This window comes from Dyadobacter luteus (assembly GCF_003383615.1).
Classification (GTDB): domain Bacteria; phylum Bacteroidota; class Bacteroidia; order Cytophagales; family Spirosomataceae; genus Dyadobacter; species Dyadobacter luteus.
In genome coordinates, this window is the sequence record NZ_QNUL01000009.1 from 120,814 (window position 1) to 132,300 (window position 11,487).

An 11,487-nucleotide genomic window follows, 5' to 3' on the forward strand; every position below is an offset into this window, starting at 1 on the left:
CTATGCCTGAACCCATACAAAGAAGAACCGCACTGAAAGGAATTTCCGCGGCATTGGCCACACCATTCTTAGGAGATAAAATCCTGGGTGCTGACAAACCAGTTCTCAGGGTAGCACACATTACTGATGTCCATCTTAAAAATGACCTCGGCGCACCTGAAAAATTCGCTAAATGTCTTCGTAACATTCAGGATCAGAATCCAAAAATTGACCTGATTCTCAATGGTGGCGATATCGTTTTCGATATGAACAAAGAGAACTTATCCGCTATTGATGCGCAGTGGGCACTCTGGAATAAAATAGTAAAACAAGAATCGAGTTTGCCTATGCATTACTGTTTGGGCAATCACGATGTGTGGTGGCACGAAAACACAAAAGACCAACCCATTTACGGAAAACAGTACGCTCTGAATCAATTGCAATTGACAAGTCCTTATCACAGCTTCGTCAGTAAAGGCTGGAAAATAATCCTTCTGGACAGTACGCATCTGGATATTGACAATACATGGTATATTGGAAAATTGGGTGATCAGCAGTTTGCCTGGTTAGAAAAAGAGCTCAATGAAACGCCGGCGACGATGCCTGTTCTGGTGATGTCGCACATCCCGATTTTGACGGCTCTTCTGATGATAGAAGACAATATTGTAAACAGGTGGGAAATGCTGGGCGGAGATATGCATACTGATACCGCTAAAATTATCGGCCTTTTCTACAAACACAAAAACGTGAAACTATGCCTGAGCGGGCACCTTCATATGCGGGATAAGGTTTTGTACAATAATGTAACCTATTTGTGTAACGGCGCTGTGAGCGGAGCGTGGTGGAATGGAATCAGGAGAGAATGTCCCGCAGGCTATGCTGTCCTTGACCTGTACGCCGATGGACGTTTTGACGAGCGCTACGTGGCATATTAATAAAAATAACGGCATCCGGATTCCCTGGGTGCCGTTAGAATTTGTGCATTGGTTGTTAAACTGTGCTATCCGTATTCAACCCTTATAAGGTTTTAACATCTACCTTAGGACATCAGCTGGCTTCATTGCTCAATTCAATTCATTATAGCTCCTGACTTACCCTCAAGTTAGCAGAGCTGGAACCTATTAAACCGCCGCTTCACCTGCCAACATTCCGCGAAAGCAACGTCCGGCCTGCTGGGGCAAACCGACAAAAAATATGCTCCCTTCATCCGGTTTGCTCTCCACCCATATTTCCCCCTGATTCAATTCAACAAGGTCCTTACATATTTTCAGACCTATTCCCGTACCGGATTCCTGCTCGGTGCCACGTGTACTTACGGTTTCAAAAGAAAATAGCTTTGCAAGATTGTCACCTGTAATACCCACACCAGAATCACGGATCGTCAGCACAACATCACCATGCTCGGCGCGGGCATTAAAAACGATATTGCCACCCGCAGGTGTAAATTTAACCGCATTGGCAAGCAGGTTTCTCACAACAATGCGAAGCATTTCTTCATCCGCCCAAACTTTTAGATCCGGATCAACCAGAACTTCAACAAAAATATTTTTACCTTCTATGCTTGCCTGCATCCCGTCTACCTTTTCCCGGATCAGATCATACAGCCTCACCTGTACACCATTCACTTTGAAACCATTCATCTGACTGCGTGACCATGCCAGCAAATTGTCCATCATAGACATCGTTTGCGACGCTGACTGATTAAGATAAGGCATCATCGCGGCCATTTCTTCGGGATCTACCATTCGCGCCTCAGCCATTTCGAGCAGACTTATAAACTGTCCGAACGGACTTCTCAGGTCATGCGCGATCACAGAAAACAGCCTGTTTTTGATACCGTTCACTTTCGTAAGTTCCTCATTTTGCTGTACGATATGATCGTTGAGTCCTTTAAGTTTAAAGTTGACTTTCCGAAGCCTTACCAGCGCATAACCCGCAACAAGCACCAGAAGCGCAGCGATCACCAGCACAAGTTGCTGGTAGAAGATAACATTGTCCTGCCCCTTTTTTTCAAGCAGAAGATGGTTATTTTTCGCCTCCTCCTCGCTGAGATCAAACCTGATTTTAAACAGACCCGACAAACGGTTTTTGTTATCATTGACCAAACTATCGTTGATCGCCTTGTGACTGCGGTAATTTTTCAATGCATTTTTATAGTCACCCGCAATTGAGTCGAGCATATAAAGCTTTTGGTACACCTCCGACATCCCTTCCCTGCTGTTCATTTTCCCTGCCAAACCCGCTGCCACATGGTAGTGCTGCCTGGCCCTATTGAATGCTCTTTGGTTGAAATAGATATTACCCATCAGAAGATGCAACGCCTGGATATCCCGTGGAGGAATCGGGTGCAGCTTTTCAACAGACAATGCCCTTTTGACTACAGCTAACGCCAGATTGTATTCATTTTTCGCAAAGTGCAATGAAGCCTGCTGATACAAGGAAATGACAATCCACGCATAATCCTTAATCTGGTCAGCCAGAATTTTGACCCTGCCGTAGTACGATGCAGCTTTATCATACATCCCCAGATCCTCATAGCAAGATCCGGTGTTAGACAGGATAGTGAGCATTAACTTATGTTTGTGCGAGCCGATAAGCCTTTCAGATTTCAGAAAAAACGGCAATGCCTGATTGTAGTCCTTTAAAGTAGCATAATAGCATCCCATGTAGTTGACAACACCCGCAACGTGAACGGTGTCCTGCTGCTGTTCGAAGAGTGCAAGAGCCTTATTCAGATAATCAAGAGCAACCACATCTCCATGAATGAGCATGTATGACAAAGCCATATTCTGGTAAGCAATCGCTTCCCCCTGTTTATAGTCAAGCAATCGGGACAACTCCGCTGCCTGCCGACTTGAAATATGCAACTTTCTGGCATCATAGGAAAAACTTTCACGGGCCAGTTTATTGAGTGCATTGACTCTGGCCGTGTCAGCACTGTAGTCACCTGAGGTGTGAATTTTGGATGTATCTGACTGGATACTAAAAGAATAAGAGTTGAAATGACCCATCATCAGTATTACACCAATGCAGGAACAAAGGAACTGTGCGTTCAACGACCGCATATTTTCAATAATGGAGGGTAGAATTATTAAATATTTCTACAAATTACTACATATCGGTTGGAAAAAGCAATGACAGGGTTTAAAGAATTTCAGGAGCGGAAACTAGTTTCTTGCTCTTTTTACAAGAGCTGATTTACTATTCAGTAAATCTAAAATCTGAGGTTGTTTTACGATATTGTCTTAAATAATGATGTCCGATTGCTTACTAACAGCCCATGTATCAGGCCTGAAAGACATGTATTGGAATAGTCACAGTGCAGCACCAACCGCCGTATCCTTTTTCGAAAATTAAATATATCTTGCTGCAATAATAACAACAATATTAAAAATAACTCACTCATCTCCTATCAACTACGATGTACGTAAAACGCCACCTGAACCCGCTGATTGTATATTTCTATTCCTGGCGAATGGTTTTATTCTCGCTCTTCACGGGAATTTTTGCCATTGTGCTTTACGAACATCTGGATTGGAAATGGGTAGCAATTCCGTGGTTGCCGGTTTCGCTGGTGGGTACTGCTACGGCATTTTTCGTTGGTTTTAAAAACAACCAATCCTACGACCGCAGTTGGGAGGCAAGAAAAGTGTGGGGTGCTATCACAAATAACAGCCGCTCGTTCAGTGCAGCGGTCAGGTCGTTTGTAGGACATGAACTGGAACACGAGCCAGAAAAACAGGAGGAGATTAATGACATGATCCGCATCATCATATACCGGCATATCGGATGGCTCTATGCCCTGAAATATGCCATGCGCCAGCGCACGACCTGGGAGCACCGCGACCGCGCCAGTAAAAGACAGCGTGTTGCCATTCACAAAACGCAGGAAACTTTTGAAGATGAGGTGCAGAAGTATCTATCAGAAGGTGAAGTGGAATGGATTAAAACCAAAAGCAACCGGGCCACGCAGATTCTTGACCGTCAATCACAGGACATTAAATTTTTAAGAAAAAATGGACTTGTGGATGCGTTCCAGCACGTAGAATTACAAAATCTGATTGCTTCGTTTTATGATGAACAGGGAAAAAGTGAGCGCATTAAAAACACACCTTTTCCCCGCCAGTATGCCACAACTTCGACGCTGTTCATTTTTGTTTTTATGACGCTGCTGCCGTTTGGTTTGCTACCGCAATTTGTCGAACTCGGCGAACGCTACATGTTTCTGCTGATTCCTTTCAACCTGATCGTTTCATGGGTTTTTATGTTTATGGAGTACGTAGGCGACATCAGTGAGAACCCTTTCGAAGGTTTGATCAACGATGTACCGGTTGCCAGCATCGTTCGCAATATCGAAATCGACTTATGTGAAATGCTGGGAGATGAGCAGATACCACAGAAGATTCAACCATATCAGGGGATGTTGTTTTAGGCGTAGATAACCAATAGTTTGATCTTAAAAAAATGAGCCGGATTCCACAAATTGGTCCGGCTCATTTTTTTCACATAATTACTGTTCTACAACGAACCTGGCGGATTGCTTTCCGACTGTGATCATGTAAATGCCCGGCGGCAAGCCACTGGCTTGCACGGTCTGCTTGCCAGAAAATGGCTTACTAAGCAGCAACTGACCTTTCAAATTATAGATTCTGATATCCTCGTTAGATGCACTGCTTTCAACTGTCAGCACATCTTTAACCGGATTAGGAAAAACGCTAAGACCTTCTGAATCAGAGGCAACCTGAATGATTCGGGAAAAGTCAAACCTGCCGTCATAATCTATTTGTTTTAAGCGGTAGTAATTAATTGGCAAGGGATTATTATCTGAAAATTGATAGGACTGAAGTGTTTTGGAATCTCCTTTCCCATCCATAAAACCTATTTTTTCAAAATATTTACCATCACTGCTACGCTCAATATCAAATCCGGCATTATTACTTTCAGAGGTGGTAGACCATTTCAGCAGATTTGAAAATTCTTTTGCCACAGCTGTAAAATTGACGAGTTTCACAGGTAGGGCATCAGTATACACATAATCTTCACTCACAAGGGATAACTGTGAAGCAATGCTATTAAACACAACAACCCTGTAAGTTCCCGTACCTGTCAGGGCAAAACTATTATTTCCGGCGTTTGTCTGAACCAGAACTCCGTTCTTCAACCAGTAGTAAGTATTATTTGCCAAAGTCCCGCCAGCATCGACAGATAAAACACCGCTTGTATTACTGATCGGAATTTTCGCCTGAGGACTGTAACTATCCAGCTTCGTTATATTCGACTCAATACCGGAAAAATTAAACCTGTTATTATCCACCCTTACGTAACCCGATGCAGGAATATTTGTTAATGGTGGAATTGTTCCACTAAGCAGGTTATATGCCAGATTTAAGCTAGTCAATCCGGCCGGACTCACAATGCTTGGCGGGACACTCCCAGTCAAATGATTGTTATTAAGCCAAAGTGATTGCATATTGGATAAATTACCAATTTCCGCAGGAATGGAACCAGTAAGTTGATTGTAATCTAACGAAAGACCTTTTAGTTGAGATAAGCTGGTGAGTGATAACGGAATGCTTCCGCTCAGGTTATTAGTACTCAAATCTAATCTAGTCAATTGGCTCAAACTACCTAGTTGTGTCGGAATACTGCCGGTTAGTTGGTTTGAGTTTAAAGATAAACTTCGAAGTAGAACCAAATTACCCAATTGCCATGGAATATTGCCTGACAGTGCATTTTGATACATATTCAGTCCCGTTAGTCCAATGAGATTTCCTATTTCTGCCGGGATATTGCCTGTGAGATTATTTGCTATCAGATTGAGAAAAGTCAAATTAGTCAAATTCCCCAGCGAGGTGGGTATTTCTCCCGTTAGTTGTGGATTATAGCTAATCGACAGAATATTTAATTTGTCTAATAAACCTAGCTCCATGGGGAGTGCCCCAACCAAATTATTATCATTTGAACTTAAATAGGACACCCGACCATTAGTACAACTCACTCCATACCAACCGCAGGGATTGTCACCCACATTCCCCGGCACCAGCCAACCCGTCTTATTTGTCCAATTGGATCCATTTGTTGCATTGTACAAAGCGATCAGAGCTAATCGGTCTTCTTCCAGACGGTCAGGGCCAATAAGGTAATTTTCGCTACTAAGCGTCAAATCTGTCACAACACTGTTCGTCACCTCCACTCTGTACACACCATCTGCTGTAGTTACGTATGAGTCTGAGCCTGTATTCGTCGCAACAAGGTTTCCATCACGATACCAATTATACGTATTGTTAGACAAGGTCCCTCCTGCAGGTGCGTTCAGAACCCCTCCGTTATAGTTCAGTACTATTTTAGCCTGTGGTGCATAAGAAGACAATTTAACAACATTAGGTTCAATAGCATCAAAATTGAATTTGTTGGCAAAAATACTCACTGATCTTGCGGGGAACGAAGATAGGTTCGGAAGCGGACCACTCAGCTGATTTTGTGACAACCACATGATTTCGATATTTGGCAGATTCCCCAATGAGGAGGGAATGCTTCCAGTCAGTTGATTTTCCCTCAAAATCAAACTTTTCATATTTGTCAAATTCCCCAGTTGAGACGGAATGGTGCCTGTGAGCTGGTTGTGGTCCAGCCATAAGGCCTGAAGATTGGGCAGATATCCTAATTCACCAGGGATAGATCCTGAAAGTTGGTTGTCATGCAGGTACAACCTCTCCATAGAGGAGATATTTCCAAGTTGTGCTGGTATCGCACCAGAAAGTTTATTCAAATTTAAGGACATATTTTTGATTGATGCACTGTTCCCTAATTGTGCAGGTATGGATCCACTCAGTTGATTTTCTCTAAGATCAAGATCTCTCAGCACCGGCAAACTTCCTAGGCCTCCAGGAATTGAACCCGTAAATTGGTTCTTTCCAAGATTCAAATAGTCCAAACTTACCATACCAGTAATTTGTGCCGGAATATCACCCGAGATATTATTATTATATATAGAAAATTGTTTGAGCGATGAAAGGTATCCCACTTCAATTGGCAAAGCCCCATTTAATTTATTGGAACTCAACTCCAGATACTCCAGGTTATTTAAATTTCCCAGTGTTGCTGGAATACTACCGGTTAGTTCGTTTGCAGACAGATATAAAGATTTAAGGTTGATTAACCCTCCCAGAGTGACAGGTATATTACCGGCTAGCTTGTTGTTATCCAAATAAACCCACTTCAGCTGATTCATGCTACCCATTTCTGGAGGAATCGATCCGTTTAGTTGATTACGGCTTAAGCCTAGAAACTCCAGTGAATTCAAATTTGCTATCTCCGATGGTACTGGACCTGTAATTTTGTTATTAATAAGATTTAGCGTTCTCAAGTTGCTGAGGCTACCCACAGTTGCCTGTATAGACCCTGTCAGATTATTATCAACGAGATAGACTTGACTAACCCTGCCACCGGAACACGACACACCGTACCAACCACAGGGACTGTCCCCAACATTACCAGGTACCTGCCAATTTGTTTTGTTCGTCCAGCCGGAGCCAGCCGTAGAATTGTAAAGGTCGATGAGAGCGAGACGATCTGTTTCGAGAGATTGTGCAAGGGTGTCGATTTCAAAAAGAAATGCTACTACTGCCAGTAAAAAATGTTTCATTAAAAATTCGGGATGAATTAAATTGTTTTTGAATTAACGAAGCCAGTTATTTCCGGCCTGTAAACAGAAACCTCCCAATCCATTTACATAGATCAGTGGATATTCACAGAAAGTTTTCATTAATGCTTAAACAAATGATTCAAAATCCGACCATTTACCTGAGCAGGTTGAGCTGACAATTAGTAAAGCTGTAAAGTAAACCCGTTCAACTTAAAACTAATTATTGCGCGAAGTAAATAAACGTTTAGATTAAACCAATTACCGTTTACGAATTATTTGTACATCTGAATCACTATATCGGAAGTATACTTTCGGCGACAGACTCACTTTACCAAAATCCTATTCCCAAGCAACTTCTCCTCATCGGCCGTTAACTCATCAACAAGCGCGTACCGTCTGGATTTGGTAATGGTCATTTCGTCCATGGCATCGACCATGTTCTTATAACTGGAAACGGCGGTGGGCTTTATTACAATGATGAACTCGTTGTCCTCTTGACCTTCGCTACGAACCAATGACCGAACCCGCTTATGAGCATCGAATATTACGTTTCTGAGATCAAACCCCGGGTTAGTTGTCTTTAGTGTAGAAGCTGCCTTTTCGTCATCTGCAGCGATACCGTCCAGATAATAGATTTCATCCCTGGCTCCCAGGAAAATTGTCAGCACACCAGATGCCTTGATAGGTTGACCTATTCCATCATCCGATTTGGAAGGAAAAAAAACTGACATTGCAGTAGGTTTGCTCATGGTAGTAGCGAGCATGAAAAATGTAATAAGCAAAAAGCCCAAATCGACCATGGGAGTCATATCAACTCTTGTCGACATCCTTTTGCTTTTGAAAGTGTTTCCTTTTTTAACATTCAAATCGCCGGTTTCTTCAATAGCTGCCATGATGCTGCAGGTTTAAATGAATGGATATTTAAATATATAAATCAATTATATATAAATAAATATCTATGCTTAGAATAAATACCAATGACAGAATTTAAGGTTATCGTTTGGAATGGTATGGTCGCCGGAGGCCGGTCTGAATGGCTCAGGGTGAAACCCTGGGAATAAGAAATGTTTGCAACAAACCGGCAACCCGGTAGAGGGTTGAACAGTGAAAGGTGAGTTGTTTTGGAATAGCAGCTACCATAAACCGTTCAGACTGGCTATGCCATTCAGACCGGAGTACTTTCAATCGCGGGTTTTCCGTTGCCGGATCTGGAACACATTTCCTTCCGGATCTATCCCGTCACATAGCCAGAAATCATAATTGTCAAATGTTTTAATTTCGCGCATGGATACACCATTTTCAATCAGTTGTCTTACCACTTCCTCTATATCCGTATCAGTATCCAGAACCAACTTGGCATTACTCTGTTCATCTACCGAATTCGATTCCTTTGCAAGATACTGCTCTCCCATCTGATGCAGCCCCAGCGATACATCACCTGCTGCAAGAAGAGCCCAGGTTTCCCCGAATTCTTCCAGGACAGTCATACCAAAATGGTATGTATAAAATGTTCGCAGAAGGGTTACGTCACGAACATAAAGAATGATACTACCTAGCTTAAACCGCATTGCTATAGTTATATTTAAAACAAAGTACACTTTCTCTTCTCCCGAAGTAAAAATTACAGGGCTACTTTTATTCTCTTTAAATCATCATAAGCCAAACCCTTTTCCCGATGATTCAGAACTCCTTACTTCACAAAATTTACTCCATGAACGCTTGACAAAAATTATCTGTTGCAAATAAAGTCACCAAGTGAATGCACAATATTATACAATTTTAATTAATGAAGGTTAAAGGCTATTTGTTCGCCATTCTATCTGCAATCAGTTACGGATTGATTCCTCTTTTTGTATTACCTATTAAGACGGCCAATTTTTCAATGGATGTGACGCTGGCTTACCGTTTTGTTATCTCCGCGCTGTTTATTTTAGCTCTGCTGATTTATAAGAAAGAGCCATTAAGCATAAAGCGATCCGAGTTGCTGGTTCTTGTGACATTGGGTGTTCTCTTTGCGTTAAGCTCAGAGTTTCTGTTTATGGCTTATGATTACCTTTCTGCCGGAATCGCTTCGACGATTCTATTTGTTTACCCCTTATTCGTCGCCATTACGATGGCAGTATTTTTCGGGGAAAAAATATCCAAACCCATGGCCGTTTCATTGATCGTCACTTTGGGTGGAATTTTTGTATTAAGTGCCAGAAATGGCATGTTTGACATCAATTATACAGGACTTCTTGTAGCTCTGACCAGCGCGGTGTGTTATGCCTTGTATATCGTTTTGGTCAATAAATCAAAAGTAGGTGCATCGGGCTTCAAACTCGCATTTTATTCTATGCTGTTTTCCGGTGGCTTTTATTTGGTCAAAGCACTTTTATTAAAAGAATCTCTTTTACTGCCAGACACAAAAATGCTGCTCAACATTACCGTATTTGGTTTTTCTACGTCGGTGATTTCCATTACGGCACTGGTATATGCTATTAAACTGATCGGCTCTACAACTACCTCCATCATGGGTGCGCTGGAACCGGTGGTGGCAGTTGCCATCAGTGTCATGCTCTTTCATGAAGCATTTACATTTCGGCTGGCAACCGGTATTGTGCTGATTTTGTGTGGGGTGATTATCAATATTCTCGCTGAGCAGAAAAGCCAGCAGATCAGCTCGCAGGAAATATTAGAGCCGCAAAATATCCTTACATAACTACGGCAACACAGTCGTGTTCAATGCCATTGCAGGATACTTTTTCTTCAGTGGCTTTTTTCTTTTTCTCCAAAGTAAATAACCGGTCAGTGACAATATCGCAGGACTTAGCCCTACCAATGCGTAAATAATTTTCACAAACAGATTGTCGTAGTGCCCCATGTGAAACTGCTTCATAGCCCAATAAAACTGATCGGCTGCCGGTTTGTCTTCAATTCTTATAATCTCTTTGAGCTCTCCGGTATCGCTGTCAAAATACACATCACTCGCCTTGCCCCATAGCAACGGATTGACCGTATCCTCAAACCGCCCGTTGACAACGACATCCTTTTTCTGATCAGTACCTACTTTGATGGCAATCGGTGTAAATCCTTTGATCTGCTGTGCTTTCTGAAGAATGATATCAATATCGCCTCCTATCAGATAGTTTTCCTTCTGAGCCGGAATGATTTCCCATTCGGAGGGTATAAACAGCGACTTATTCATCCAGAAGCCACTAAAAAACATCAGAAAATTCAGCACCAGTGACCACACGCCGACCACCCGATGTAGAGAAGAAAAGAATGTCCGTCCGTTTTTGAAGCTCAATCCGGCTTTAAAACGAAGCACCTCCGCAACATGCTTGCGGTAGATCCACACGCCTGTAGTCAGATTGACTATAAACAAAAGTCCGATAATAGCAGTAATCAACCTGCCTGGTTTATCGGCTTGCAAACAATAATGTGCCGAATACAGCCACCGCGAAAACGGGGCCTTTAAATCTCCAAAATTCCCCTTCTTCAACACCTGACCCGTATACGGATTCACAAACGCATAAGACAAATAATTATCCGTTGTCTTTTGCTGGTATTCAAAAATCATAAACTCATAGCTGTCATGACTCGTGGCCGGAAAATGATTCAGTACAATCTGACGTACCGGCGGGTAGCTCACGGCCAGCTTTCGAAAAATGCTATCGACAGAAGCTTTCTTCTTTTGCGGCACTACGTGGTGCAATTCCGTATGGAGACGATGCTCAACATCTTTGCTGAATATGAGTACGGATCCGCTGATTCCGAAAAAAAGGTAAAATAGCCCAAAGACAAGGCCCAGATAACCATGCACCTTGAACGCCATTTTTGTGAAAGTTTTTTTATCCATCAGTCAGCTTTCATCCGTGGGT

The 11,487-nt window shown here is 42.4% G+C and carries 8 protein-coding genes; 3 read left to right on the plus strand and 5 right to left on the minus strand.

Features of this window, described 5'->3' with window-relative positions; translation table 11 throughout:
* Positions 1-2 precede the first annotated feature (2 nt).
* On the plus strand, positions 3-914 hold the full coding sequence (locus tag DSL64_RS13505; RefSeq protein ID WP_115831434.1) for a metallophosphoesterase family protein: 912 nt from the start codon (positions 3-5) through the stop codon (positions 912-914).
* 186 nt (positions 915-1,100) lie between these two features.
* Here DSL64_RS13505 and DSL64_RS13510 read toward each other — a convergent pair whose 3' ends face one another.
* A complete protein-coding gene (locus tag DSL64_RS13510) occupies positions 1,101-3,044 on the minus strand; it encodes a tetratricopeptide repeat-containing sensor histidine kinase (protein ID WP_115831435.1) in 1,944 nt (647 codons plus the stop codon).
* Between the two features lie 356 nt (positions 3,045-3,400).
* On the opposite strand from DSL64_RS13510, the gene DSL64_RS13515 reads away from it, so the two are divergent.
* A complete protein-coding gene (locus DSL64_RS13515; protein WP_115831436.1) occupies positions 3,401-4,411 on the plus strand; it encodes a bestrophin family protein in 1,011 nt (336 codons plus the stop codon).
* A gap of 78 nt (positions 4,412-4,489) precedes the next feature.
* On the opposite strand, the gene DSL64_RS13520 is transcribed toward DSL64_RS13515, so the two are convergent.
* From DSL64_RS13520 to DSL64_RS13530, 3 genes are all read right to left on the minus strand, one after another.
* Entirely contained in the window at positions 4,490-7,624 is a 3,135-nt protein-coding gene (locus DSL64_RS13520) for a T9SS type A sorting domain-containing protein (RefSeq protein WP_115831437.1), read from the minus strand.
* 323 nt (positions 7,625-7,947) lie between these two features.
* Entirely contained in the window at positions 7,948-8,517 is a 570-nt protein-coding gene (locus DSL64_RS13525; RefSeq protein ID WP_115831438.1) for an ExbD/TolR family protein, read from the minus strand.
* Positions 8,518-8,805: 288 nt separating this feature from the next.
* The gene (locus tag DSL64_RS13530) at positions 8,806-9,192 is read right to left on the minus strand and encodes a VOC family protein (protein ID WP_115831439.1); all 387 of its coding nucleotides are present in this window, start codon (positions 9,190-9,192) and stop codon (positions 8,806-8,808) included.
* A gap of 218 nt (positions 9,193-9,410) precedes the next feature.
* Between DSL64_RS13530 and DSL64_RS13535 the strand changes: the two genes are divergently transcribed.
* Positions 9,411-10,325, plus strand: coding sequence for a DMT family transporter (locus DSL64_RS13535; protein WP_115831440.1), 915 nt, complete (start codon positions 9,411-9,413; stop codon positions 10,323-10,325).
* Here DSL64_RS13535 and DSL64_RS13540 read toward each other — a convergent pair whose 3' ends face one another.
* Positions 10,326-11,465, minus strand: coding sequence for a PepSY-associated TM helix domain-containing protein (locus tag DSL64_RS13540; RefSeq protein WP_115831441.1), 1,140 nt, complete (start codon positions 11,463-11,465; stop codon positions 10,326-10,328).
* Between the last annotated feature and the right edge of the window lie 22 nt (positions 11,466-11,487).